General features: G+C 61.1%; 26 protein-coding genes. 10 read left to right on the top strand and 16 right to left on the bottom strand.

Going from position 1 to position 25,475, the window contains the following annotated elements:
• The first annotated feature begins 21 nt into the window (after positions 1-21).
• The 3 genes from choW to ABIT12_RS12185 are packed head-to-tail and all read left to right on the top strand — an operon-like array spanning position 22 to position 2,432.
• Positions 22-855: a choline ABC transporter permease subunit gene (gene choW, locus ABIT12_RS12195; RefSeq protein ID WP_348045811.1), complete on the top strand. Its 834-nt coding sequence runs from the start codon at positions 22-24 to the stop codon at positions 853-855.
• Between the two features lie 3 nt (positions 856-858).
• Positions 859-1,914, top strand: a complete 1,056-nt coding sequence (gene choV, locus ABIT12_RS12190; protein ID WP_348045809.1) for a choline ABC transporter ATP-binding protein — start codon at positions 859-861, stop codon at positions 1,912-1,914.
• On the top strand, positions 1,911-2,432 hold the full coding sequence (locus ABIT12_RS12185) for a prolyl-tRNA synthetase associated domain-containing protein (protein WP_348045808.1): 522 nt from the start codon (positions 1,911-1,913) through the stop codon (positions 2,430-2,432). The genes choV and ABIT12_RS12185 overlap by 4 nt, the downstream gene beginning before the upstream one ends.
• 3 nt (positions 2,433-2,435) lie before the next feature.
• On the opposite strand, the gene ABIT12_RS12180 is transcribed toward ABIT12_RS12185, so the two are convergent.
• Complete coding sequence (locus tag ABIT12_RS12180) at positions 2,436-3,482, bottom strand: LacI family DNA-binding transcriptional regulator (protein WP_348045805.1); 1,047 nt, start codon at positions 3,480-3,482, stop codon at positions 2,436-2,438.
• A gap of 290 nt (positions 3,483-3,772) precedes the next feature.
• On the opposite strand from ABIT12_RS12180, the gene ABIT12_RS12175 reads away from it, so the two are divergent.
• Entirely contained in the window at positions 3,773-5,143 is a 1,371-nt protein-coding gene (locus ABIT12_RS12175) for an FGGY family carbohydrate kinase (protein WP_348045801.1), read from the top strand.
• Between the two features lie 12 nt (positions 5,144-5,155).
• On the opposite strand, the gene ABIT12_RS12170 is transcribed toward ABIT12_RS12175, so the two are convergent.
• The 7 genes from ABIT12_RS12170 to greA all read right to left on the bottom strand — a co-directional run bounded on the left by ABIT12_RS12170 (position 5,156) and on the right by greA (position 10,583).
• Positions 5,156-6,070, bottom strand: coding sequence for a DMT family transporter (locus ABIT12_RS12170; protein ID WP_348045799.1), 915 nt, complete (start codon positions 6,068-6,070; stop codon positions 5,156-5,158).
• Between the two features lie 157 nt (positions 6,071-6,227).
• Positions 6,228-6,584: an IS1 family transposase gene (locus tag ABIT12_RS12165; protein ID WP_348045825.1), complete on the bottom strand. Its 357-nt coding sequence runs from the start codon at positions 6,582-6,584 to the stop codon at positions 6,228-6,230.
• A complete protein-coding gene (locus ABIT12_RS12160; protein ID WP_348045797.1) occupies positions 6,584-6,937 on the bottom strand; it encodes a hypothetical protein in 354 nt (117 codons plus the stop codon). The genes ABIT12_RS12165 and ABIT12_RS12160 overlap by 1 nt, the downstream gene beginning before the upstream one ends.
• A 103-nt stretch (positions 6,938-7,040) precedes the next feature.
• Entirely contained in the window at positions 7,041-7,739 is a 699-nt protein-coding gene (locus ABIT12_RS12155; protein WP_348045795.1) for an HAD family hydrolase, read from the bottom strand.
• Between the two features lie 157 nt (positions 7,740-7,896).
• Complete coding sequence (locus tag ABIT12_RS12150) at positions 7,897-8,790, bottom strand: LysR family transcriptional regulator (protein WP_348045793.1); 894 nt, start codon at positions 8,788-8,790, stop codon at positions 7,897-7,899.
• Between the two features lie 116 nt (positions 8,791-8,906).
• Positions 8,907-9,857, bottom strand: coding sequence for a thioredoxin-disulfide reductase (gene trxB, locus ABIT12_RS12145; protein WP_348045791.1), 951 nt, complete (start codon positions 9,855-9,857; stop codon positions 8,907-8,909).
• Between the two features lie 252 nt (positions 9,858-10,109).
• Positions 10,110-10,583 (bottom strand): transcription elongation factor GreA, encoded by a 474-nt coding sequence (greA, locus tag ABIT12_RS12140; protein ID WP_348045789.1) that lies wholly within the window; start codon positions 10,581-10,583, stop codon positions 10,110-10,112.
• Between the two features lie 200 nt (positions 10,584-10,783).
• On the opposite strand from greA, the gene ABIT12_RS12135 reads away from it, so the two are divergent.
• The gene (locus ABIT12_RS12135) at positions 10,784-11,926 is read left to right on the top strand and encodes a PQQ-dependent sugar dehydrogenase (protein WP_348045787.1); all 1,143 of its coding nucleotides are present in this window, start codon (positions 10,784-10,786) and stop codon (positions 11,924-11,926) included.
• A gap of 3 nt (positions 11,927-11,929) precedes the next feature.
• Here ABIT12_RS12135 and ABIT12_RS12130 read toward each other — a convergent pair whose 3' ends face one another.
• The 3 genes from ABIT12_RS12130 to ABIT12_RS12120 form a co-directional block, all read right to left on the bottom strand.
• Complete coding sequence (locus ABIT12_RS12130) at positions 11,930-12,511, bottom strand: helix-turn-helix domain-containing protein (protein WP_348045785.1); 582 nt, start codon at positions 12,509-12,511, stop codon at positions 11,930-11,932.
• A 314-nt stretch (positions 12,512-12,825) separates the two neighbouring features.
• Positions 12,826-13,035: a cold-shock protein gene (locus ABIT12_RS12125; protein ID WP_348045783.1), complete on the bottom strand. Its 210-nt coding sequence runs from the start codon at positions 13,033-13,035 to the stop codon at positions 12,826-12,828.
• Positions 13,036-13,305: 270 nt separating this feature from the next.
• A complete protein-coding gene (locus tag ABIT12_RS12120) occupies positions 13,306-13,515 on the bottom strand; it encodes a cold-shock protein (RefSeq protein ID WP_348045781.1) in 210 nt (69 codons plus the stop codon).
• A gap of 213 nt (positions 13,516-13,728) precedes the next feature.
• Here ABIT12_RS12120 and ABIT12_RS12115 point away from each other — a divergent pair, with 213 nt between their 5' ends.
• Together ABIT12_RS12115 and ltaE are read left to right on the top strand one after the other, a co-directional pair.
• Positions 13,729-14,730, top strand: coding sequence for a methyltransferase (locus ABIT12_RS12115; RefSeq protein ID WP_348045779.1), 1,002 nt, complete (start codon positions 13,729-13,731; stop codon positions 14,728-14,730).
• A gap of 321 nt (positions 14,731-15,051) precedes the next feature.
• Positions 15,052-16,071 carry a low-specificity L-threonine aldolase gene (gene ltaE, locus ABIT12_RS12110; protein ID WP_348045777.1) on the top strand — a complete coding sequence of 340 codons (1,020 nt, stop codon included), beginning with the start codon at positions 15,052-15,054 and terminating at the stop codon, positions 16,069-16,071.
• On the opposite strand, the gene ABIT12_RS12105 is transcribed toward ltaE, so the two are convergent.
• From ABIT12_RS12105 to ABIT12_RS12085, 5 genes are all read right to left on the bottom strand, one after another.
• Positions 16,068-16,556, bottom strand: coding sequence for a hypothetical protein (locus ABIT12_RS12105; protein WP_348045775.1), 489 nt, complete (start codon positions 16,554-16,556; stop codon positions 16,068-16,070). The two genes, ltaE and ABIT12_RS12105, sit on opposite strands and share 4 nt — an antisense overlap.
• A 66-nt stretch (positions 16,557-16,622) precedes the next feature.
• Positions 16,623-17,630 (bottom strand): lysozyme inhibitor LprI family protein, encoded by a 1,008-nt coding sequence (locus ABIT12_RS12100; protein WP_348045773.1) that lies wholly within the window; start codon positions 17,628-17,630, stop codon positions 16,623-16,625.
• 38 nt (positions 17,631-17,668) lie between these two features.
• Positions 17,669-18,445 carry a sulfite exporter TauE/SafE family protein gene (locus tag ABIT12_RS12095; RefSeq protein ID WP_348045771.1) on the bottom strand — a complete coding sequence of 259 codons (777 nt, stop codon included), beginning with the start codon at positions 18,443-18,445 and terminating at the stop codon, positions 17,669-17,671.
• Positions 18,442-21,753: a carbamoyl-phosphate synthase large subunit gene (carB, locus tag ABIT12_RS12090; RefSeq protein WP_348045769.1), complete on the bottom strand. Its 3,312-nt coding sequence runs from the start codon at positions 21,751-21,753 to the stop codon at positions 18,442-18,444. The genes ABIT12_RS12095 and carB overlap by 4 nt, the downstream gene beginning before the upstream one ends.
• An 826-nt stretch (positions 21,754-22,579) precedes the next feature.
• Positions 22,580-23,500, bottom strand: coding sequence for a chlorophyllase/cutinase-like alpha/beta fold protein (locus ABIT12_RS12085; RefSeq protein ID WP_348045767.1), 921 nt, complete (start codon positions 23,498-23,500; stop codon positions 22,580-22,582).
• A 146-nt stretch (positions 23,501-23,646) separates the two neighbouring features.
• Between ABIT12_RS12085 and ABIT12_RS12080 the strand changes: the two genes are divergently transcribed.
• The 3 genes from ABIT12_RS12080 (at position 23,647) to ABIT12_RS12070 (ending at position 25,350) form a co-directional block, all read left to right on the top strand.
• Positions 23,647-24,237 (top strand): TetR/AcrR family transcriptional regulator, encoded by a 591-nt coding sequence (locus ABIT12_RS12080; RefSeq protein WP_348045765.1) that lies wholly within the window; start codon positions 23,647-23,649, stop codon positions 24,235-24,237.
• 149 nt (positions 24,238-24,386) lie between these two features.
• Positions 24,387-24,842, top strand: a complete 456-nt coding sequence (locus tag ABIT12_RS12075) for a deaminase (protein WP_348045763.1) — start codon at positions 24,387-24,389, stop codon at positions 24,840-24,842.
• A 187-nt stretch (positions 24,843-25,029) separates the two neighbouring features.
• A complete protein-coding gene (locus ABIT12_RS12070; protein ID WP_348045761.1) occupies positions 25,030-25,350 on the top strand; it encodes a hypothetical protein in 321 nt (106 codons plus the stop codon).
• The last annotated feature ends 125 nt before the right edge of the window (positions 25,351-25,475 follow it).

Raw genomic sequence — 25,475 nt, 5'->3', positions numbered from 1 at the left:
TTTGTTTTCCGGGGTGGGCGCATGGACTGGCTGACTGACAACAAGATACCGATCGGCAAGTGGGCCAGCGCGGTCTTCACCTTCCTCAAGAACAATTTTTCCGGATTTTTCGACTCGGTCGCGGCGGGCGCCGAGGGGCTGATCGGCGGATTGCTATGGCTGCTGCAGGCGCCGCATCCATTTGTAATCATCGGCATTTTTCTGGCGCTGACCTGGTATTTGCAGCGCAAGTGGACCACCTGCCTGCTGGTTCTGGTGGGGTTTTTGTTCATTCTCAACCAGGGCTATTGGGAAGAAACCACCGAGAGCCTGACGCTGGTGATTTCGGCCTGTATCGTGTGCATGGCAATTGGCGTGCCGGTGGGGATTGCGCTGGCGCATCGGCCAAAACTGTATCAGGCAACGCAGCCGGTGCTTGACCTGATGCAGACGCTGCCGACCTTCGTTTATCTGATCCCGGCCATCGTGTTTTTCGGCATCGGCATGGTGCCCGGATTGATCGCCACGGTGATCTTTGTGCTGCCAGCGCCGATCCGCATGACATATCTGGGCATTGTCGCCACCCCGCCTGCCCTGCTCGAAGCGGTGGTGGCGTTTGGCGGCACGCCGACGCAAAAGCTGTGGAAAGTGGAACTGCCCTATAGCCTGCCGCAGATCATGGCCGGGCTGAACCAGACCATCATGCTGTCGCTGTCGATGGTGGTGGTGGCAGCGCTGGTGGGGGCCGATGGGCTGGGCGTGCCGGTGGTGCGGGCGCTCAATCAGGTCAATACCGCACTCGGTTTCGAGAGCGGCTTTATCATCGTGGTGGTGGCGATCATCCTCGACCGGATGCTCCGGATCAAGCAGAGGTAGACCATGGAAGACGCTGTCACCTTCAACCGCGTGTGTATCGTGTTCGGCCTGCAGCCGCAGGCGGCGCTGCCGCTGATGGACCAGGGCAAGACGCGCTCGGAAATCCAGCAGCAGACCAAGCAGATCTTGGGCGTGCATGATTGCTCGCTCAGCGTCAAACGCGGCGAAATCCTGGTGCTGATGGGCCTGTCGGGCTCGGGCAAATCCACCCTGCTCCGCGCCGTCAACGGGTTGAACCCGGTGGTGCGCGGCAGTGTGCGCGTGCATGACGGGGACTGGTCGATCGACCCGGCGAAGTGTTCGCCGGAGGATTTGCTGCGGCTGCGGCGCAAGACGGTGGCCATGGTGTTTCAGCAGTTCGGACTGTTGCCGTGGCGCTCGGTTCTGGACAATGTGGCGCTGGGGCTGGAACTGGACGGGATGCCGCGCAAGCTGCGCGAGGAGAAGGTGCGGACCCAGCTGGAGCTGGTCGGGTTGAGCGAATGGGCCGATCGGAGCGTGGCCGAGTTGTCGGGAGGGATGCAGCAGCGCGTCGGGCTGGCGCGGGCCTTTGCGACTGAAGCGCCGATCCTGTTGATGGACGAGCCGTTTTCAGCACTCGATCCACTGATCCGCTCGCGCTTGCAGGATGAATTGCTGGAACTGCAGGAAAAGCTCAAACGCACCATCATTTTCGTCAGCCATGACCTTGATGAAGCCTTCAAGCTGGGTGACCGGATTGCGCTGATGGAGGGTGGGCGGATTGTGCAATGCGGCACGCCGCAGGAGATCATCGCCAATCCGGTGGACGATTATGTCGAGGATTTCGTCGAGCACATGAACCCGCTCAACGTGCTGCGGGCGGGCGATGTGATGTCGGTCCATATCGGCAGCGGGGCCAATGCAGTGAATTCGGACAGCCCACTGGCGGCGGTGATCGAGCAGTTGTCGGCAGGCGTGCCATCGGTGTGCGTGCGCGGGCCGGACGGGCAATTGGTGGGCAGCGTGTTCAACCAGGATATCGTTGCGGCGCTGCGCAGAAAGCCGGCGCGCGTGGCGCCGGCTGAGGTCGTGCCATGACGCTGGCTGATCGGCGTGCAGCACTGAACCAGGTGTTTGCTGACCTTGGCATCGTGCCCACGGCGATCGAGCATCCGCCAGTGCATACGGTGGATGAGGCGCTGCAATATTGGGCGGCGCTGGAGGGCGTGCATACCAAGAACCTGATGCTCAAAGGCGCCAAGGGCGGCCTTTGGCTGGTGTGCGTACCGACTGAACGGCGGGTCGACCTGAAAGCATTGGCGGCGCATCTGGGGGCGAAGAAGTTCTCGTTTGCCAGCGCCGAGACGCTGGATCAGGCGCTGGGCGTGGCACAGGGCTCGGTGAGCCCACTCGCGCTGATCAATGACGAAGCCAATGCGGTGACGCTGGTGCTGGCGGCGGACATGTTGGCGCAACCACGCGTGACGTTTCACCCACTGATCAATACGGCGACGGTATCGCTGACCAGCGTCGAGTTCCTGAATGTACTGGACGCGCTGAAGCACAAGCCGGAAATTGTGGATTTCGACGCGCTGCCGAAGCCCGACGCGGCCTGACCCTTAGCGTGGGGCGGCAGTGGAGCCGCGCGGGAACAGGCGGGGCGAGCTGCCTTCGGCGATGATGACGCCGGTATGGGCGATGACGTCGAGCAGGAGCTGCACGGAAATAGCGCCGAGCGCGGGTACGTCGCGCCGCATCGCCGAAAGTGGTGGATGGGTGATTTCGCAGAGCGGGGAATCGTCCCAGGCAAGCAGCGACAGATGCTGCGGCACCGAGATACCCATTTCATTGGCGACGCTGAGGCCGGCGACAGCCATCACGTCGTTGTCGTAGAGGATTGCCGTTGGCGGATTTTCACCGGTGAGCAGCGCGCGGGTGGCGCGGGCGCCCTGTTCGCCGGAGAAATCTGTGCCGACAATGGTGGGTTGGCCGATGCCGATGCCGGCCATGATCTGGCGGAAAGCCACGTCGCGGCTCAGCACGTGCGCCAGGGTCGGGATGCCGCGCACCCGGGCGATGTTGCGATGGCCGAGCTCGAGCAGATATTTGACGGCATCGTGCACGGCTTGCGCATCATTGGTCCAGATGTGCGGCAGGCCACCGGCGGCCAGGGCGCTGGAGACACAGACAGCGGGAATGTCGAGGCGGCGGACAGCGGCGATACGCGGATCGTGCTCGGCCAGATCAACCAGCATCACCCCATCGACGCGGCGCTGCGCCCACCATTTCTGGTAGGTGGCGATTTCGCTGTCGGGGCCATCCACCACATGGAGCAGCAAGGCGATGCCGCACGGCGAGATGACGCCTTCGACGCCGGCGATGAACTCCATGTAAAAAGGCTCGCTGCCCAGCATGCGGGCCGGGCGGGCCAGCACGAGGCCGACGGCGTCGGCATGCGAGCGGGACAGGGAGCGGGCGGCCTGGCTGGGAATCCAGCCCAGTTCGGCGGCGATGGCCTGCACCCGTTCGCGGGTTTTGGGGGAAACGCCGGGCTTGTCATTGAGCGCGTAAGACACCGCGCCTTTGGACAGACCTGCCCGTTCCGCGATGTCGCTGATAGTAACCCGTGAAATAGCGTCCGCCCCTGAACCTGCCGGTGCCGGCAATTCTAGCGCCCCTGGCCCGGCGCACGCAAACTCATAGCGGGCAAATTATCGGGATCCCCAGCGTTTTGCCGGACAGGACGATGACAACTGCCGGTCAATGGCCGGAGGATAGTAGAATTTACAAATACTGAGCGTCGGTCGATAAAATGATCCCAATGCCGATGGCTTTTCTGCCGATCACCTGATAGCAGGCCGAGCCAAGGCGTCGCAGGCCCAAGCTAACATGTTAGTGATGGTGCTGCGCATGGATTTGCGGTATTCCGCAGCAAACGCCAGCGCAGGACCAATCGATGACCCCACCCCGCTCCATCGCCGTGATCGATATCGGCAAGACCAATGCCAAGGTGGTGCTGATCGACGGCATGACGGGCAATCAGGTAGCGGCGCGGACGACGCCAAATACGGTGTTGCGCGATGGCCTTTATCCGCATGCAGACACCGAACGGCTGTGGGCGTTTATCCTGGAAAGCTTGGGCTCGCTGCACAAGGCGCACGGTATCGAGGGGATTTCGATCACGACGCATGGGGCGACTGCGGCGCTGATGGCAGATGACCGGCTGGCCATGCCAGTGCTGGATTATGAGCATAATGGGCCCGATGAAGCGGCCGAGGCCTATGGCAAGGTGCGGCCAGAGTTTGCCGAAAGCCTGTCGCCGCGCCTGCCGGTGGGGCTGAACCTGGGGGCGCAGATTTTCTGGCAGCAGCAGCAATTTTCTGAGCAATTCGCCAGCGTCACCGACATTTTGACCTATCCGCAATATTGGGCTTGGCGGCTGACAGGCGTGAAGGCCAGCGAAGTCACGTCACTGGGCTGCCACACCGATCTGTGGGCGCCAGACGCCAAGACCTATTCCAAGATGGTGGTGCGCCAAGGTTGGATTAGGCTGTTTCCCGAAATCTGGCCGGCAGCGTCGGTGCTTGGCGCGATTCTGCCGGGCCTGGCGGCGATCACGGGGCTGCGGGGCGATACGCCGGTGACCTGCGGCATCCACGATTCCAATGCATCGCTGCTGCCGCATCTGGGCGCGCATGAGGGCGCCTTCACTATCATTTCGACTGGCACCTGGGCGATCTGCATGACAGTGGGCGGGCAGACCACAGCGCTGGATTCGGCGCGGGATAGCCTCGCCAATGTCGATGCATTCGGGCGGCCCGTGCCGACCGCACGGTTCATGGGCGGGCGGGAATTCGACCTGCTGGCACCAAACGCTGTGACGCCAAAAGATGCGGACATTGCCAAGGTAATTGGCAAAGATATTCAGGTGCTGCCGACTTTTGTCGAAGGGGTTGGGCCGTTTCCGGACGGCAAGAGGCGCTGGACCATGGAGCCGGAGCAATTGTCGCCGGGAGAGCGGACCGCTGCGGTGTCGCTATATCTCGCGCTGGTGACGCAGGAGTGCCTGAACCTGGCTGGCACCGGTGCACAGATTATTATCGAGGGGCCATTGGCGCGAAACGCGCTTTACGGGCAGGCGCTGGCGACGCTGACTGGAGTACCGGTTGCTGCATCGGGCGATGCGACCGGAACGACGCTGGGCGCCAGCATGCTGTTTGAGGGCGTCCGCGGGGTGGGCAAGGAGCCGGTTCCAATGCTCCCATTGGCTGTAGACGGGTTTGCGGCGTATTGCGCCCGCTGGAACCAGCGCGCCCGCGCAAGCTAATAGCCAGGCAGTTCAGAGTTCTTCGGCCACCGGCGTCATTGGCTTGGCCAATTGGCGTTCGCGCAACCACAGGTAAAAGCCGCTGCCGATAACGACGGGCGCGCCGATGTAGAAGGACAATTCGGGTGGCTGGGCGAAGATCAGCCAGCTCGAGAACGCGATGAAAATGATCTGCACATAGGCGAACGGCGCCAGCGTCGAAGCCGGGGCGAAGCGGCTGGCGACCGTGACGAATTGATGCGCCAGATACCCAATCAGGCCGATGCCGGCAAGGACCGCCCAGTCGATCGGGCGGGTTGGCCATGACCAGGTGGCGAAAGCGAACGGCGCAACTGCCAGGGTGGCAAAAAACGCAGCGTAGAATTGTTGGGTGGCGGCGGAATCGATGCCGGCGAGACGACGGGTGAGTAGCGCGTAACAGCCGTAGGAGAACGCACCTGCGATCGACAGCAGCGTGGCCGGATGGAAGGTTTCGGTGCCGGGGCGGACAATGATCAGCACGCCAATGAAGCCGACGGCGATGGCGCTCCAGCGGCGCCAGCCGACTTGCTCCTTGAGGAAGGCCACTGAGAGCAGGCAGATAATCATCGGCGTGGTGAAGCCGATGGCGCCGGTGACAGTCAGCGGCAGATAACGCACGGCGGTGAAATTGCACAGCGTGGAGCCGAGTAGCGCCGCGGCGCGGACAACTTCGAGTTTGATGTTGGCCGAGTGCAGGGTCTTTTTGGCTTGGGTCGGCAAGTAAATCGCCGAGACGATGCCAAGATGCACGACGTAGCGCACGAACATGATCTGCAGCGCCGGCAGGCCGATGACGCCGAGCCATTTGGCCGAGCTGTCCAGGCAGGTGAACAGGAAATAAGCAACCAGCACGAGGCCGATGCCGAGCAGGCGGCGCTCCTCAAGCGGAGCGGGAACGGTGGTCATGGCAAATCCAGAGGGCGCGGGGGAAGCGCTGATCTGGGAGGAATGTTGCAGCGGTTGAACCAAGTCAATTCACAAGGCGGCATGGGTGGGGTGCGGGGGACAGAATGGCTCGGAGCTCTCCACACCCCCTCCCAACCTCCCCCATCAAGGGGACTGTTCACTTTGGACTCAGTTTGAGATTTCGGTTGAAGAACAGGGCAAGTGTCACGTCGAGCATCTGAAGTGTTTTGGAGGCGCGTTTGGATCGGCGGGTGAACCGGGCCAGGTTGTCTCTGATCGATGAGTTGGAGGATTCGATCAGGTGGGTCTGCGCCTTGGTCTGAGTGTGTGGCGTGGTGATGCCCAAGCGCTCGAAGGCCAGATGGTAGCAGGAATTGGCGTCGGTAAAGATGGCGTCGATCTGCCCGACAGCCTGTTTGGTCAGATGGTAGATGGCCATGGCGCTGTGCACGCCCTTGTCCCCGATATGATAGGCTACGACACGGCGCTGACGGCGGCTATAGGCAGTCCAGATCAGGACACGCTGCTGTTTTTTTGGACGTAGGTATAGATTTCGTCCATCTCGATAGTATCGGGCGCAGCGACGCCGGCGGGCTTGGCCTGCTGAACCAGGCGCAGCTCAAGAGCCGCGTGTTCCTTTCGGATCCACTTCAAAACCCCCGCTGGCGAAGCCTGCAAGACACGGCCGATGGCGCGAATGCCCATCCCATTGAGATACATCTGGATCGCCAGCGCCTTGGTCTGCTCGCTAAACCGGGGTGGCCGATCGGTGAAGTACCGCAGGCACCTCTGGCAGCTGTAGCGCTGAAAACCAGACTTGAAACCGCGCCTGATCAGATGCGCACCACCACACCGGGGACAATCCATCCCATCCTCCTGAGCAAATCACTTGCACAGCACAAGAATCCAAAAAGGATCGTAGGTAAACAGTTCCCGCGAAGGGGGAGGGTGACGACTGGTAGATCGCAGGTCAGAGAGCCATGAACTTTTCGATCGCCTCTGGCAATTCGCCCAGATGCGCGATGTGGGCGAAGCGTGGCTCGTCCAGTGGGGCTTCGGCGTGTTCAAACGACCAGGTCAGGTCGTGTGGGACATGGATGGCGAAGCTGCCGGCGGCGAGGGCCGGGAGAATGTCGGACTTCAGCGAATTGCCGACCATCAGCGTGCGTTCGGAGCCGTCGGCGCGGGTAGTGAAGATGCGGCGATAGACGGCCTCGGTTTTGTCGGAGACGATTTCGACGGCGGAGAAGTACTCCGCCAGACCCGAGGCAGCGAGTTTGCGCTCCTGATCGAACAGGTCGCCCTTGGTGATCAGGATCAGCCGATAGCGCTGCTGAACCTGCGACAGCACCTGATCGACATAGGGCAGGGTTTCGACCGGGTGGGTCAGCAGTTCGCGGCCGGCGGCGAGGATTTCGGCGATGACCGTGCCGGGGACGCGGTGTTCGGTGATTTCGAGGGCGGTCTCGATCATCGAAAGGGTGAAGCCCTTGATGCCGAAGCCGTAGGCCGAGAGGTTGCGCACTTCGGCGGCACGCAGGCGCTCGCTCAACCCATCGTGTTCAGCATAGTCGGCCAGCATGGCCAGAAAGCGCTGTTCGGTGAGGCGGAAGAAGGTTTCGTTTTGCCAGAGCGTGTCATCGGCGTCGAAGGCGATGGTGGTGATCATGGCTGGCTTCCCGCCACGCCTCCTGGTTCGAGGCTCGCAAACGCTCCCACCTCACCATGAGGGCTACGGTGGGGCTGTTCAGGTTCAGACGATGCATCAGACCTCATGGTGAGGTGCTTTGCGGAGCAAAGCCTCGAACCACGAGGTTGTGGCGTTTCTAGAAGCTCCACTCGCGGGCCTTGCCCACCAGGAAGTCGCGGAATACGCCGACCCGCTTGGAGCTTTTCAGGGCCGGTGGATAAACGAAATAGGCCTCGTATTCGGGGATCTGGATTTCGTTGAGCACCTGCACCAGACCCGCGGCCTTTTCGGTGACGTAATCGGGCAGCATGGCGATGCCGATGCCGGCCTGGGCGGCCTGCATCATGCCGTAGATGGCGTTGACCTTGAGCGCGGCGCGACGTGGGCTATTATCGGCACGGCCGAGGCGTTCGAGGAAGTTGATGTCGCCCAGATAGGACGGCACCGGTTCGCCAAACGAGATGACGCGGTGATTGTCGAGGTCTTCGACGCTTTTGGGCATGCCGTTTTCGGCAATATAGCTTTCCGAGGCGTAGAAGTGGTTGTGTACGGTGAACAGCTTGCGCTGGATCATTTCGGACTGGTTGGGGCGGTGCAGGCGGATGGCCACGTCGGCCTCGCGCATGGCCAGATCGAGCTCGGCGTCGTTGAGGCGGATTTCGAGCTGGATCAGCGGGTAGAGCTTGAGGAATTCATCAAGGCGCGACGAGAGCCAGGTGGAGCCGATACCCACCGTGGTGGTGACGATCAGCGGGCCGGTGGGGACGTCCTGACTTTCGGACATCTGGGTTTCGACCTGCTGCAATTCCCAGTGCATGCGATGGGCGGTGCGGAATAACTGCTCGCCCACTTCGGTCAGCACCAGGCCGCGGGCATGGCGGATGAACAGCTTGAGGCCGAGATCATCCTCCAGCGCCGAAATCTGCCGGGACACCGCCGATTGGCTCATGCCCAGCTTTTCAGCGGCGTGGGTGAAACTCCCCGACTCGGCGGCAGTGTGGAAAATCCGCAGCTTGTCCCAGTCCAGCATGTCGACGCATTCCCCTCTCGGATGCGCACCGGTTATCCCGGCGTGTCACCCCTTACCTGTATCATGCAGCACGTCGCGAAAACTGTGGCCCATATTTCGCGGCATGCTTAGCGGCGTTATTCCGCCGCTTCAGCCATTTCGTGTTCGGCAAGATAGCGCTCGGCATCAAGCGCGGCCATGCAACCCATGCCGGCGGCGGTGACCGCCTGCCGGTAGATATCGTCGGTAACGTCACCCGCGGCGAAAACGCCCGGGACATTGGTTTCGCAGCTGCCGGGTTTGACCTGCAGATAGCCGCCAGCCTTCATGTCCAGCTTGCCGGCAAAGATCGAGGTGGCCGGCGAATGCCCGATTGCCACGAACACGCCATCGACTGCTTGCGTCGTGGTCTGGCCCGAGCGGACATCGCGCAGGGTGATCGAATTGACCGAAGGGGGCATGGCGGAGCCGCCGATATCGGCAACTTCGGTGTGCCAGCGCACTTCGATCTTGGGGTGCTTGAACAGGCGTTCCTGCAGGATGCGCTCGGCCCGGAACTCGCCACGACGATGTACGACGATGACCTTGGAGGCGAAATTGGTGAGGAACAGCGCTTCTTCGACGGCCGTATTGCCGCCGCCGACCACGACCACTTCCTTGTTGCGATAGAAAAAGCCATCGCAGGTGGCGCAGGCGGAAACGCCAAAGCCCTGGAACTTTTGTTCGGAGGGCAGGCCCAGCCATTTGGCCTGGGCGCCGGTGGTGATGATGACGCTATCGGCGGTGTAGCGATCGCCGCTGTCGCCGATCAAAACGAAGGGGCGCACGTCGAAATCGACCGAGACGATCAGGTCGTTGACGATTTTGGTGCCGACATGTTCGGCCTGGGCGCGCATCTGCTCCATCAGCCAGGGACCCTGGATGACATCGGCAAAGCCAGGGTAATTTTCCACATCGGTGGTGATGGTGAGCTGGCCGCCGGGCTGCAGGCCCTGAATCATCACGGGCTCAAGCATAGCGCGCGCCGCATAGATTGCGGCGGTATAACCGGCCGGGCCGGAACCAATGATGATGACTTTCGCGTGCATCGCGACGCTCTCCAATCGGTAAGGAAGACTTCCTCCCCCTCAATTAAGAGGGGAAGTCGTTCGGTTTCAAGGCAAAGTCTTGTTCGCGCGACCGGCGCAGCAAGTTACCAACCTAAATGTCACACCAAGTGTGGGCATTTGCCCAAAGTTTGGGCACCACGCGCCAGGCCTGCCGGAAGAGCCGTCGCGGCGCTGCTTTTTTGAGGTGTCCGATTCGACCGAAAACCGCTTTGCAATTTTCGGTCGGACCCCTCAGGCATACTTGATCTTGAGGATTTCATAGCTGCGGGCACCACCGGGAGCAGAGACCTCGAACGAATCGCCAGCCTCCTTGCCGATCATGGCGCGGGCGATGGGCGACGAAATCGAGATGCGGCCCTCGCTGGCATTGGCTTCGGGATCGCCAACCACCTGATAGGTTTTTTCTTCCTCGGTATCCTCGTCGATATAGGTCACGGTGGCGCCGAACTTCACGGTGCTGCCCGAAAGCTTGGTGACATCGATGATATCGGCGAGCGCCAGCATGGATTCCAGTTCCTGAATCCGGCCTTCATTGAGGCTCTGCTGTTCCTTGGCGGCCGAATACTCGGCGTTTTCGGACAGATCGCCGTGGGCACGCGCTTCGGAAATAGCTTCCACAATGCGGCGCCGCTCATTGGAGGTGCGGCGCACATATTCAGCGCTCAGGGCCTTGTGCCCTGAAATTGTCATCGGGATCTTGTCCATTGGTCGTCCTCCATCGGCACTGCATACAGGTTCTCTCCCTGCCAATTCCGTTCGGCATCACCGCGACGATAATCTTTGGGAGAAGTTTGGCGCAAAGTGCCCGCCAGACGCGTTTAGGTCAAGCGGGCGGTGTCCACACAAGATGGGGTTTAGCGCTGGACATGCAAGGCTTCAACAGTTTCCAGACGAAAGGGTGCTCGATGTTGCAGGGATTTGGTGGGAATTACGCGGTGCGCGCTACACTGTTGGGCATCGGTCTGGTGATGCTCATGGCGCTGCCGGCCCAGGCTCAGACGGTTGACAGCAGTGTTGGCAGGATTGCGGCCACGACCGTAGTCGATGGGCTCGATCACCCCTGGTCGATAAGCTTTTTGCCGGACGGACGACTGATCGTCACCGAGCGCAGCGGGCATATCCGCATCGTGAGCAAGAACGGCACCTTGGGCGAGCCGATTAGCGGCATGCCCGAGATTGAAACCGGCGGGCAGGCCGGGCTGTTCGATCTGGTGCTGGCACCGGATTTTGCGCAATCGGGGCGAGTGTATTTCGCCTATTCCGGGCGCTCGGCGAGTGGCGCGGCGCTGACGGTCAATTCGGCGACGCTCACTGTTAAGGGCGACAGCGGCGCGCTGAGCGACCAGAAAGTGCTGGTGCAGGTGCAGCGCGGCGGTGGTCTGCAATATGGTGGGCGCATCGCCATCGCGGCGGATGGCAATCTGCTGATTACCAGCGGTGATCATGGCGAGCGCGACCGGGCGCAGGATTTTGCCGATCTGGCGGGTGGGATGATCCGGATCGGGCCGGATGGCTCGGTGCCGGCGGACAATCCCAAACCAGCGGGCTGGGCGCCGGAGCTGTTGGCCAAGGGCGAGCGCAATGCACAGGGGCTGGCCATTCGCCCAGGCGATGGCGCCATTTTGACAGTGGAACACGGCGCCAAGGGTGGCGATGAGCTGAACAGGATCGAGCCGGGCAAGAATTACGGCTGGCCGGTGATCACCTATGGCATCAATTATGACGGGCAAAAGATCGGCGAAGGCACGGAAAAGGCCGGGCTGGAACAGCCGCTGCATTACTGGGACCCCTCCATCGCGCCATCCGGACTGGTGGTTTATGAGGGGGCGCTGTTTCCCGCGTGGCAAGGCGACGTGGTGCTGGGCGCGCTGAAATTTCAGATGCTGGTGCATTTGAAGATGGATGGCGACACGGTGGTCAGCGAGGAGCGGCTGTTCGAGGGCCAATTGGGCCGCATTCGCGACGTGCGGATCGGGCCGGATGGGGCGCTGTATCTGGCGACGGACGAAGACAATGGCCGGATTTTGCGGGTGGCGCCGGCGCAGTAGCGTTCAGGTACAGACGGTATTCCACGCCGCGTTGGCAAGAAGTTCGGCAGTGTGGGCGGCGTTGAAGGTGCCGCTTGGGCCGGGGCTGCGCAGGAAGCTATAGGTCGGGCCGAGCATCAGCGCATCGGCGATGGGCCAGGGGAGATCGCGCACCGTGCCGGCTTTGGCCCATTGGCGATAGCGGGCTTCGGTAACGTGCTGGCCTTGGCCAAGCAACTGATCGACCTGCTGAAATTCAGGCAGGGTCGATGACAGGGTGCGGATTTCATCCATGAAGCGCGACAGGGCCGGGTGGGTGAGGCCGAACATGACCAGCCCGCGCACCGAGGCCTTGATGCCGGCTTCGGCTGGAGCGTCGGGATCGAGTGCTTCGGCGGACAAAGCCAACCACAGGGCCACCGCTTCGGTCAGCAGGGCGATGGCCAAGGCGCCCTTGCCATCGAAGAAATGATAGATGCTGCCGGTGGTGGCCCCGCTGCGCTGGCGGATATCGGCAATCGTGGTGGCGAGGTAGCCGCGCTCCAGGAAACAGGCCAGAGCTGCTTCGAGGATCTGGTTATGGCGGTCTGGTGCGATCTCGGTCATTGGCGAAGAATGGAGCAAATTAGAACGGTATTCTAGATGGTTGGTTAGAATTGCGTTCTAGTTTGTTCTGGCGGAGGCGTGGGTTTGTCTTGAAATCTCGGGATGGCTGCGGCCCGCGCCGGGGTGACATCGCGGGCGATGGCCGGGCCTGGGCTCGGTACTGACAGGCGCGACTTGAGAGACGCGGTTTGGACACATTCAACAGCCCGCGGCGCAAGCGGAGGGTGATGCGTGGTGGGGTGGATAGAGGCCCCAAAACAAACCGGGCGCATCGCCGCCAACGATGCGCCCGGCTCAATTTGCTGATGGTGTGATCAGGATGCGGTCAGATTGTCGGCGGTGGATTTGCCGGTGCGCTTGTCCTGAACGATTTCGTATTTCACCTTCTGACCTTCGTCGAGGCCATCAAGGCCCGAACGCTGAACGGCCGAGATGTGGACGAATACGTCCGCCCCGCCTTCGTCAGGCTGAATAAAGCCGTAGCCCTTTTGGCCGTTGAACCATTTTACGGTGCCAGATGCCATGATGCGCGTTCCCTCGTGCAGTCTGCTGTAGTGGCGGCTGAACCCTCCCGGGAACAACCAGTGGTCATCGAAATTCGGAGAGTGACGTCAGCAGGCAGACGCAAGTCGGCAAGCATTATCGATCGACCGCAATGTTCGATCCCAAATTTCTAGACCGAAACAATGCGTTCATCAATATGGCACAAACGGGAGGCTTTCGCGGCCGAGCCAAGCGAAAGGCGCAACCTCCCTCCAGAGATGCGCCTTTCAAATTCCGTCGCGGTGGTTGGCTCAGGCGGCGGTCAGATTGTCAGCAGCGGATTTGCCGGTCCGCTTGTCCTTGACGATCTCATAGCTGATCTTCTGGCCTTCATCGAGGCCACTGAGGCCCGAGCGCTGAACGGCCGAGATGTGGACGAACACATCCGCTCCACCCTCGTCCGGTTGAATAAAGCCGAAGCCCTTTTGTCCATTGAACCATTTTACGGTGCCAGATGCCATGATGCGCGTTCCCTCGTGCAGGCTGTTGGTGGCCGAAGTCGAAATAATTCCGGCCAATTATCATCGAATTATCGGAGAGTGACATCAGCATAAGCAGGTTTCGCACAATGCAGAGCAATCGACCGCAATATTCGACGGCGCATTTCTAGCCTGAAACAATCAAGCATTCAATATGGAGGCAGGCACAGCTTGGAAGGGCAAGCAAGCCTGCAAATGCTTGCTTTTCCAGCGAATTTGCGCGACATCGACGGCACCGGCAGGGGCCGGGGTTTTGTTCCGGACGGCATGGTTTTGATCAGCGCATTTCAATCTTCGGGCGATGTGATCGCCGACCGCCGTGCCGACTATGCACGGCAGCTGGCCGAGGGCGGCGAACCTGCGGCGGCGGCCGACCTGATGGAGCAGGCGCTGGAACTGGTGCCGGAATGGACTGCAGGCTGGGACCTGCTGGGCGGCTTTCATGAAAAGGCCGGGGCGACTGCGCAGGCGATTTCGGCCTGGCGGCATCTGGAGGCGCTGGACGATGATGGCGTGTTCGGGGCGCGATTGAAGCTGGCGGCCCATGGCGCAAAAAGTGCTGGTGACGGCACGGCGGTCAGCTATGTGGAAGCGCTGTTTGATCAGTATGCCCCAAAATTCGAAACCGCACTGGTCGATCGGCTGGGCTATCGCGTGCCGGAAATGCTCGATGATTTGCTGAGTTCCGTAATGGCAGAGCGCAGCTGGGTGCGGTTTGCCGATGCGCTGGATCTGGGCTGTGGCACCGGGCTGATGGGCGCGCGGTTGCGCGAGCGGGTGGATCTGCTCGAGGGCATTGACCTGTCGGCGGCGATGATTGCCGAAACCGGGCGCAAGGGAATCTATGACCGGCTGGCCAAAGCGGAACTGGTCGAGTTTCTGCTGGCACGACCGGCGCCGGCCGACCTGCTGACGGCGGCGGACGTGTTTATTTATTGCGGGGCATTGCCGCCGGTGCTGGCGGCGTGCGCTGCGGCGATGAGGCAGGGGGCACTGCTGGTGTTTTCGCTGGAAGAGCATGAGGGCGAAGAGCCGGTGTTTTTGCGACCATCGCTGCGCTATGCGCACAATGGCGAGGCGACCAAGGCGGCGCTGGCGGATGCGGGGTTTGCGGTGCTGCGGTTTGAGCGCGCAACGCTGCGGCAGGATCGCGGCGCGCCAATCCGGGGCATGCTGGTGGTGGCGCAGAAAAGCTGACTCAAAATATGAACTTGTTGCGGCAAGCCGCTGGTGACGCTGCCGATCTTTACCTTTGGTTTACCGTGAATTTTTGGTTGCGTGCATAACGCCACATTGCCCCGATGCGACCATTTTACTGCCCGGATTGAGCAGCGATGGTGCGCCCATCAAACAGGTGGGATTCGATGCAAAGTTTACGCACTTCAGCAGAGCGGCGCGGCGGCGTGCCAATGACGTCGGCGACGTCGATGCGGCTGGTGGCACGAATGAATGGTCGGGTCTGGCGCCAAGCCGAGCCAGCGGCTAATTCTTTGACTGGGCTGGATATTGGAGTGCCGCATGACCGCCATCCGCTATGACTTTCGTTCCGACACCGTAACGCGCCCCAGCGCCTCGATGCGGGTGCTGATGGCCAAGGCCGAAGTCGGAGACGATGTGTTTGGCGACGATCCGAGCGTCAACGCGCTGGAGGCGCGGGTGGCGGCGATCACCGGCAAGGATGCGGCGCTGTTCGTGCCCACCGGGACGATGTCGAACCTGTTGGCGCTGATGGCCCATTGCGGGCGCGGCGACGAGTTCATTGCTGGCCAGCAAGCGCATGCCTATCGCGTCGAGCAGGGCGGGGCGGCGGTTTTGGGGTCAATCCAGCCGCAGCCGATCGAGCATCAGGCCGATGGCACGCTGGCGCTGGCCGATATCGAAGCGGCGATCAAGCCGGACGATGTGCATTTCGCGCGAACGCGGCTGATTGCGCTGGAAAACACCTTCGGCGGCAAGGTTTTGCCGGTTGAGTATATGACCAGTGTCGGGCAATTGGCGCGGCGTTATGGGCTGGGGCTGCATCTGGATGGGGCGCGGGCGTTCAATGCCTGCGTGGCGCTGGGCGTCGATATCAAGGATTTTGTGGCGCCGTTCGATACGGTGTCATTGTGCTTGTCCAAGGGATTGGGCGCGCCGGTTGGATCGGTGCTGGCGGGCAATGCGGATCTGATCGGCAAGGCGCGGCGGCAGCGCAAGATGCTGGGCGGCGGCATGCGGCAGGCGGGGATCATTGCCGCTGCGGGGCTTTATGCGCTGGACAACAATGTGGCGCGGCTGGCGGACGACCACGCACGCGCGAAGCGGCTGGCCGAGGGGCTGGTGCGGTTCGGGGCGCTCAAGGTGCTGATGCCTGACACCAATATCATCTTCGTTGATGTTGACGCGCCGGTTGCCGAAGCGTTCGGCAAGCATATGCTGGCCAATGGCGTCGGCATCAGCGGACGCTATGGCCAGCAGCGCTGGGTGACGCATCTGGATATCGACGATGCCGCAATCGACGCGGCGCTGGCGGCGGTTGGAGCGTTTTTTGGCGTCTAGCTTTTGAGTTCGTCGCAATAGCGCTCAAACTGGAACACGTTGAACACTTCGGTGGGATAGGTGGCAATGACGTTGCTGGATTTGGTGCCGATGCCCCGGTAGTAAAAAGTCAGCGTGTGTCCGAGCAAGGACAACATCACGCCATCGTCGGTGCCGAAGACCTCGACCTTGGCGTCGGGACCGGTCAGCGGCAGCAGGATTTTTGCGGCGACTTCGGTGCTGACCGAAGCGCTCATCCCGGCCATTTTACCATCGCAAAACAGGAACAACGACAAGTCGTGGTCGGTGCCGCCCATCACTGTGACAGTGCCGTTTTCATAGGTTCTGGGTTCTTTTGTCGGGCCATAGTGCGCTTCGATCTGGCGCATGGCGTCGGCGATCGGCATGCGATCAATCGAGGCTTGATAGGGGTTGAATTCTTCAGCCGCCCGCGCGGCGGTGATGGGTGCCAGAAGAGCGCAGAGCAGGGTGAGGGCCAGACGCATGATGTGTCTCCGCATTTGCTGCGGGGGCATTAGGGCCGTTTGGCAGGTGATGGTCAAGCGCGGCGGCTATTGGGCAGGCGTGAAGTATTTGCGATAGGCCGGGGCGACAGCGTCGATGAATGCGTCGCGGGGGACCGTGGCGATGGCCTGGAACGAGCGGCCAAAGGCGGGATATTCGAAGCCAAGCTGCAGGGCGCCGCTGGCGTCGGTGGCCCAACCGTTTGGCATGGTCTGGTCGGTGTAGATTTCAGCGAAGGTCAGAGCATCGGTGATATCGCCGTCGCAACAGGTGGTGGTGAGCTCGCCGTCGATGCTGTCCCGGATTTTCTGAAGCTGATCGGAGCCCGCGGTGACCTTGGGAAAGACGGTCTCGAACGGCAGCAGTTGTCCGGTGGCAGTTTCGTAGCACTGCAGAACTTCACCGTGGAACGGATGGGCGGCGCCGGAATAGTAGCCGTCGACCTGTTTGTTCAGGCAGACAAGGCCAGGCCGTTCACCGACCAGATCAAGAGTCTGCGTTTCGCTGTCCTGGCTGGCATCGGCACCAATCTCAGGGTCGGTGATGCAATCGAATTCGTCGATCGCATGTTTGAGTTCGCTGGTCATCGTGTCGATGAGGAAAGGATATTTGCCCATGCCTGGCCAGCCGAGCCCAACCAGAGTGGGGCACGTGGTCTGGGTGAAATAGGAGCATGCTGTGGTAGTGCCTGGCTGGCCGGCATAGCAGACGGCGATAGCATCTAGCCGCTCATCGATGGACTTGGCAACGCAGGCCGCAACGTCATCGACGCATTCTTCCTCGCGATTGGTCAGCCATAGGCGCTGGCTCTCGATCAGCAGGTCGTGGTTGACCCCGGCGAGGCCTTTCAGGGTGGCAAAGTACACTTTACCAAGCCTGGCATCGGCCGCCTTGAGGGCAGGCGTATCGCAGATGGCGTGATCCACGGGGGTGGACGCCCTGGTGCAATCGAGCGCCATGGCGGGAGCGGCGAACCACATGGCGGCGAACAGCAGCAGGGCTATCGCCAGGAGCGGCAGCGCAAGTCTGTAACGGCGGCGTTGAAATTGGCGCATGCGTCATGCAAACAGCAAAACGAGGTGGGCCGTCAATCCTAGCTGAACAGCAGCTTGAGGCCGACCAGGGTCAGCACGATGCCGAGCAGGGCGCGCAGGACGCCGTCCTTGACGCGCGGTGCGAAGTGGCTGGCGATCAGGATGCCGGGGATGGAGCCGACGAGCAGCGAGGCCAGCAGGGACCAATCGATGGAGCCGATGGCCCAATGGCCGATGCCGGCGACGAGAGTGAGCGGCACGGCGTGGGCGATGTCGGAGCCGACGATGCGGATAGTTGGCATCCTGGGGTAGAGCATCATCAGCACGGTGACGCCGACGGCGCCGGCGCCAACCGACGATATCGACACCAGCACGCCGATAATGGCGCCGAACAGCACGGTGAGGATGGTTTGGGCGATGGGGGAAAGTTCGCCACGACGGGCCGCGAAGGCTGCCAGTTGCGGGCGGAAGAAGATGGTCAGCGCCGTCAGCATCAGCATGGCGCCGAGCACCAGCGAGATGGTGTGCGAGACGGCGGTGGTCTGGACGCCGCTTTGTGACAGTAGCCAGACAGTGATGATGGCGGCGGGAACGCTGCCGGCGGCGAGGCGGGCGACGACTTTCCAGTCGATCACCTGATTGCGGCCATGGGCCAGCGTGCCCGCCGATTTGGTGGTGGCGGCATAGAGCAGGTCGGTGCCGACCGCCGTGGTCGGGTGGATGCCGAACAGCAGGATCAGCAGCGGCGTCATCAGCGAGCCGCCGCCAACGCCGGTCAGGCCGACGATGGCGCCGACGGCGAGCCCGGACAGCGCGTAGAGCGGATCGATGATCACGCGGCGAAGTAGTCTTGCAACGGCCGGACCGTCAGATCGCCGTGCTGGTAGGCGATGATCCCTTCCACCGCGGCAATGGCGCCGGGGATGGTGGTGTAATAGGGGATCTTGGCCAGCAGGGAGGTGCGGCGGATGTCGCGGCTGTCGCTGATCGACTTGGCACCATCGGTGGTGTTGATCACCAGTTGCACGCCGCCGTTCTTCATTGAATCAACGATATGCGGACGGCCTTCGAGGACCTTGTTGATCTTGGTGGCGGTGACGCCATGTTCGACCAGATATTTGGCGGTGCCATTGGTGGCAAGGATAGTGAAGCCGGCCTGCACCAGATGGCGCATGCTATCAACAATCGATGCCTTGTCGGCATCGCGGACCGACACGAAGGCCACGCCAGCTTTGGGCACCTTGGAGCCAGCGCCCATCTGCGATTTGGCGAAGGCCATGGCAAAATCGTAGTCCAGCCCGATGACTTCGCCAGTCGACTTCATTTCCGGGCCCAGCACGGTATCAACGCCGGGGAAGCGGTTGAACGGGAACACGGCTTCCTTGACGGCGATGTGCTTGAGCTGCTTTTCGACCAGGCCAAAGCTGGCGAGGGTTTCGCCGGCCATGATGCGTGAGGCGATCTTGGCGATGGGTTCGCCGATGACCTTGGCAACGAAGGGCACGGTGCGGCTGGCGCGCGGATTGACTTCGAGCAGGTAAATGACGCCGTCCTTGAGCGCATATTGCACGTTCATCAAGCCGCCGACCTTGAGCGCGAAGGCGAGTTCGGCGGTCTGGCGCTTGAGTTCGTCGATGATCTCGGGCGACAGGTTCTGCGCCGGCAGCGAGCAAGCCGAGTCCCCGGAATGGATGCCGGCTTCTTCGATATGTTCCATGATGCCGGCGATGAACACGTCCTTGCCGTCGCACAGGCAATCGACGTCGATTTCGATGGCGTTTTGCAGGTAGCCATCAAACAGCAGCGGATTATCGGACAGCACCGAGTTGATCTGGCCGGTCTTGTCGTTGGGATAGCGATGCAGGATATCGGGCGGCACCAGGCCAGTCAGCGTGTCCTGCACATAGCGCTCGAAATCCTGTGCCGAATGGGCGATGGCCATGGCACGGCCGCCCAGCACGTAGGACGGGCGGATGACCAGCGGATAGCCGAGGCGTTCGGCGACGAGGCGGGCCTGTTCGAGCGAATAGGCGATGCCGTTTTTGGGCTGGGTGAGTTCGAGCTTGGCGACGAGCTTGGAGAACTGGTCGCGGTCTTCGGCCAGATCGATATTTTCCGGCTGGGTGCCCAGGATCGGCACGCCGGCCTTGAGCACGGCTTCGGCCAGGTTCAGCGGGGTCTGGCCGCCGAACTGCACGATGACGCCATGCAGGGTGCCGTTCTGCTTTTCGGTTTCGAGGATTTCGATGACGTCTTCTTCGGTCAGCGGCTCGAAATACAGGCGATCGGAGGTATCGTAATCGGTCGAGACGGTTTCGGGATTGCAGTTGACCATGATGGTTTCATAGCCGGCTTCCTGCAGCGCGAAGGCGGCATGGCAGCAGCAATAATCGAACTCGATGCCCTGGCCGATGCGGTTCGGCCCGCCGCCCAGAATAACCACTTTCTTGCGATCGGACGGGAAGGCTTCATCAGCGACGGTGCCGGCAAACGGCTGTTCATAGGTCGAGTACATATAGGCCGTGGGCGAGGCGAATTCGGCGGCGCTGGTATCGATGCGCTTGTAAACCGGCCGCACGCCGAGGGCGCGGCGCTTCTTGCGCACGTCGCTGGCCTTGAGGCCGACCAGTTCGGCGAGGCGCGGATCGGAGAAGCCCATGGATTTGAGGGTGCGCAGCGCTTCGGCCGTATCGGGCAGGCCATACTGGCGCACCTTGGCTTCCATATCGACGATGCCCTGCATCTGTTCGAGGAACCAGGGGTCGATCTTGCAGCCTTCGTGGATGTCTTCGAGCGACATGCCCAGGCGCATGGCTTCGGCCACATGCAGGATGCGGTTGGGCGTCGGCTTGCCGATGGCGGCCTTGATGGCGTTGGTGTCTTCGCCTTCGCCGAGACCGGGAATCCCGATTTCGTTGAGGCCGGTGAGGCCGGTTTCCAGCGAGCGCAGGGCCTTTTGCAGCGATTCCTGGAAGGTGCGGCCGATGGCCATGGCTTCGCCGACCGACTTCATCGAGGTGGTCAGGCGATTGTCGGCACCGGGGAATTTTTCGAAGGCGAAACGCGGGATCTTGACCACCACGTAGTCAATCGTGGGTTCGAACGAGGCCGGGGTAGCGCCGCCGGTGATGTCGTTTTCCAGCTCATCGAGCGTGTAGCCGACCGCGAGGCGTGCCGCGACCTTGGCGATCGGGAAACCCGTGGCCTTGGAGGCCAGCGCCGAGGAACGCGAGACGCGCGGGTTCATTTCGATGACCACCATGCGGCCATCGGCCGGATTGATGCCGAACTGCACGTTGGAGCCGCCGGTCTCGACGCCGATCTCGCGCAGCACCGCCAGCGAGGCGTCGCGCATGATCTGGTATTCCTTGTCGGTCAGGGTCAAAGCCGGGGCGACGGTGATCGAGTCGCCGGTATGGACGCCCATCGGATCGATGTTTTCGATCGAGCAGATGATGATGCAGTTGTCGTTCTTGTCGCGAACGACTTCCATTTCGTACTCTTTCCAGCCGAGCACGCTTTCCTCGACCAGCACTTCGCCGGTGGGGGAGGCATCGACGCCGCTTTCGACGATGGCCAGGTATTCTTCGCGGTTGTAAGCAATGCCGCCGCCGGTGCCGCCCAAGGTGAACGAGGGGCGAATGATGCAGGGCAGGCCGATGACTTCGAGCGCCTGCAACGCCTCGATGGTGTTGTGGGCCAGCATCGAGCGCGGGGTTTCCAGCCCGATCTTTTTCATGGCGTCACGGAACAGTTCGCGGTCTTCGGCCTTGTCGATGGCTTCGGCGGTGGCGCCGATCATTTCAACGCCGAACTTTTCCAGCACGCCCATCTTGCGCAGCGACAGGGCGCAATTGAGCGCCGTCTGGCCGCCCATGGTGGGCAGGAGCGCGTCGGGGCGTTCCTTTTCGATGATCTTGGCGACCACTTCCGGGGTGATCGGCTCCATATAGGTGGCGTGGGCCAGATCCGGGTCGGTCATGATGGTGGCCGGATTGGAGTTCACCAGAATGATCCGGTAGCCCTCTTCCTTGAGCGCCTTGCAGGCCTGGGTGCCCGAATAATCAAACTCGCAGGCCTGCCCGATAATGATCGGACCCGCACCGATGATGAGGATCGATTTGATATCGGTACGTTTTGGCATTTTTTTGCTCGCTCGGCTCGTTCGTGACGGGTGGCGCGCACTGGGGAGAATCGCGCCACGGGGCCCACCTGCGCCGAACCCGCGCAGCAATTGAGCATTGCGCGCGTGGATCAGGCTTGGACGTGGTGGTTAAGGGGGCTGTCTAACGGAAGTGGGCAGGGAAGGGAAGGGGTGGCGGAAGCGGAGTGTGTGCAAGGCGGGTTTGCAGCCTGAACTTCAATATTGCCTCTACTGCGCGAGGCAGCTCGGGGGACAGTTACCCATGTCTACGTCCGACTTGAGACGGAATTCTGACGGGCCGCTTCTGGTAACGCGATGGCGAAAGGGGACGTCTAAATCTATTCAAATCCTGCCATAACGAGCAGGGTTAGATACGAACCTGACTTTTGCACTGTGCAAGTTATTGAGATTGCAGGGCGGTTTTTCTGGTGCATAAATCTTGATTTTTGCCGTAAATTAGTTCCCGAAAACTGCAGTGCTCGTCTAACCGCATTATTTGGGTCGGCTTTTCTCGAACCGATATTCTCCATCTTGCCAAAGGCTTATCCGCTTCCACCCTAGCTTTTCGTAGAACCCAGCAGCTCTCGACGAGCCATCTGTATGCAACCAAATGGAATGGCTACCCTCGAACAAGAATGCTTCTGCTCGCTCCACCAGAAGGCGCGTCCAATTCCTTGTCCCTCCCATTCTGGTCGAACAAACGCAGCGAACAAACAGGCAAGCTCTAACACCGCTCCGTAGACATACACAGACTCACTGCATGGCCGGCGGCGCTGTTGCGATGCCTGCGGCGACCGTGGTCATTCACCGCAGGCATGGACTATGACTATTTGCTCTCGGTTACGCCTTGGGATGCGACTGTGCCGATCACCGCAGCCAAACCAACACCAGCCTCTGCAGGATAGAGCGTGGCGCGAAGATAGGCGGCGCTCAATCGCTGCAGCGCCGCCACCCGTTCCGGGCTTTCGTCCGTCGTCATGGTCGCGCCCTGCTGCGCTATACCGCCCAGCGAATGTTCGGCGCCTATAGCCGTATAGAGCATTTTCGGGGACGGGCTCAGGTCGAAAGCCTCGCGCCACCATTCCGGTCCAACCGTGCTCAGCTGGCTCTGGTCCTTCTCTCCGGCGACGATCAGCGATGGAGCAGTCATGGCCGAGAAATCAGGGTTCATGAAGGGGAAGAATTGCGATCCGATGGCGTTCAGCTTGTCCCCGCCTGTGCCGGCGAGGCAGAACAGCACGGCCGCCTTCACCCGTGCGTCGCGCAGGCGCACCGTCGCGCCGCTGTCCGGATCGGGATGGGTGGCGCCCACGAACATGCTGGCGGTGGTGGCGCCCCAGGAATGGCCGGCGACGGCAATGCGCGTGTGATCAAGTCGCCCCTGCAGGCTCGGGACCAAAGCCTCAATCTGTCCGAGCTTGTCAAGAACCGTCAGAAGGTCCTGTTCCCGGTGATGCCAGATGCGCGGCGTGCGCAGATCGTCCGGCGCCAGGCCGATCTTTGTGGAGTCGAGATGGGTCGGCTGGATGACCACGAAACCACGCGCTGCCCAGTAATCGACCAGCGGCGCATAGGCGTCGTGGCTGAGGGAATAGCCATGCGAAAAGATGATGACCGGCAAGTCATCGCCGGTGGCTGGCGCGGACACGCGCATCTGCAGGTCCATCCCCCTTGCAGCGGCTGGGATGGTGACGGGGGCGATGGAAACGACCGGTTGGACGGTCTCGTTTAAGATGGTGGTGGTCATTGCGATCTCATGCTGGTGGCCAAAGCGGAATAGCTCGGCTATATAGGCAAGTGGATCATTGATCCGGTTGCTTTCACAGCATATACGGATCAATGATCCGCTTAACAAGGGGTACTGTCGTGCAACGTCGAGTTGGGCTCTAGCCGATGGCAAAATTACCAGCGTCACGACCGTTACGGGCCGATGCCAGACAGAATGAAGATGCCCTGCTACAGGCGGCGAAGGCGGTCTTCGCCGTCTCCGGGGTCGATGCCCCGATCCGCGAGATTGCGCTGGAGGCTGGCGTGGGTCTTGCGACGCTATACCGTCGCTTCCCAAAACGGACCGATCTGATCGCTGCGGTGTTCCGGCGAGAGGTCGATCTCTGCGTCGCCGAGGCCGCCACTTTGCGGGCAAGTCAGGCGCCGGCCGCCGCCTTGCATGCCTGGCTGCTGCGCTACGCGGACTTCATTGCAACCAAGCAGGGATTGGCCGCAGCGCTGCATTCGGGCGACCCCGCCTTTGCCGGGCTGCCGGACTATTTCCGCGCCAACTTCGAACCCGCGCTTGGCGGCCTGCTTAAGGCTACTGATGATAATGGCGCGATCCGTGATGACGTGCTGCCCTACGACCTGCTCCGAGCAATAGGCAACTTGTCTGTTGCCTCGGGCGAGGATGGTCGAGCCCACGTCGAGAGAATGGTCGGCCTGATATTCGACGGTCTGCGGTATGGCCGTTCATCACAGCCAGAGAATTGATCTGGAGGCCCAGTGTCAACCAGTGTCAAAGGGCCGCTTTTTGACCACTCAGCCCGATAAGCGGCCAGTCCCCTTCCCACCCCAAAATGGCCTTTAAGCACGGTGCATAAATCTTGATATATGCACAGCAACGTATCAGTGAGCGTTAAATGTCGAATGCAAAATGGGATGCAAGATTTCTCGATATCGCCAAGGTCGCATCGGAATGGTCAAAAGACCCTCGGGCAAAAGTTGGCGCTGTGATCGTTGATACACAAGGCCAAGTTGCCGGTGTCGGCTATAATGGATTTCCTAAACTAGTAGAGGATTCTGCCGAACGTTTCGAAAATCCAGAAGTGAAACTTGAGCTAGTCGTTCACGCAGAGGTAAATGCAATCTTAGGAGCCGGTCAACGCGCTCGCGGCGGAACAATATATGTTCACGGAAAGCCAATTTGTGCCCGATGTGCTGGTACTATAGTTCAGTCAGGTATAACCCGTATTGTATCGGCGGCTCCCGAAGACGGCACCGAATCTAAATGGGATGCAAGCGGTAGGCTTGCATTTCAAATGTTCAAAGAAGCAGGGATAGAGATAGTAAATAGCGATTTTAAACTTGCTCCATAGGGGAGTTATCCCATTCTAGGCGCTTGTAATAAAGGGCTTTTGCGGGAATGATGACAAAAGAAAAGGGGCACCCACTTGGAGTGCCCCCTGATTTGGGAAGCCGAGGATTCGTCCGCCCCGAAGGGCAACTGCCAATCAAACCTCGGCTTTTCAATTGTGAATGTATGCCAATCTGACGGGGGCGTCAATGACAACAATGGAGGACGCGGACCTAGCCGCGCTAACGGTGCTTTTGTCACCTGAGCGACTAGGTTCACTGAATGCACTAACCGGAAATGTGAGTGCCGCCGTGGAGCTTCATCAAGAAACGCTGCGCCTAGGCGCAGCCTTGATGAACGTAACCGCGAGTATTGAAATCGCCTTACGCAATGCCATCTGCGAAAATCTCGCCCAGCATTTTGGGGCAGCGGGATGGCTTCTGGCCCCTCCTGCCCCCTTCCACTGGAAAGAGGCGGAGGCAAACAAGATCAAACAGGCATTGGAAAGTGCGCGACGAGGCGAATATTGATCGTGCCCCATAGCGTGGTGTAACTGAGGCAGGGCCTCCACGCATTTCCGGCTTGGCCGGGATGATCAGCGTGCGGGAACTGCCGGCAAGCTGATGAGCGGATCATCGCGCATTTGTCCGATGGT

The organism is Devosia sp., assembly GCF_039927955.1.
Classification (GTDB): domain Bacteria; phylum Pseudomonadota; class Alphaproteobacteria; order Rhizobiales; family Devosiaceae; genus Devosia.
This window is presented reverse-complemented; position numbering and strand designations above follow the sequence as displayed.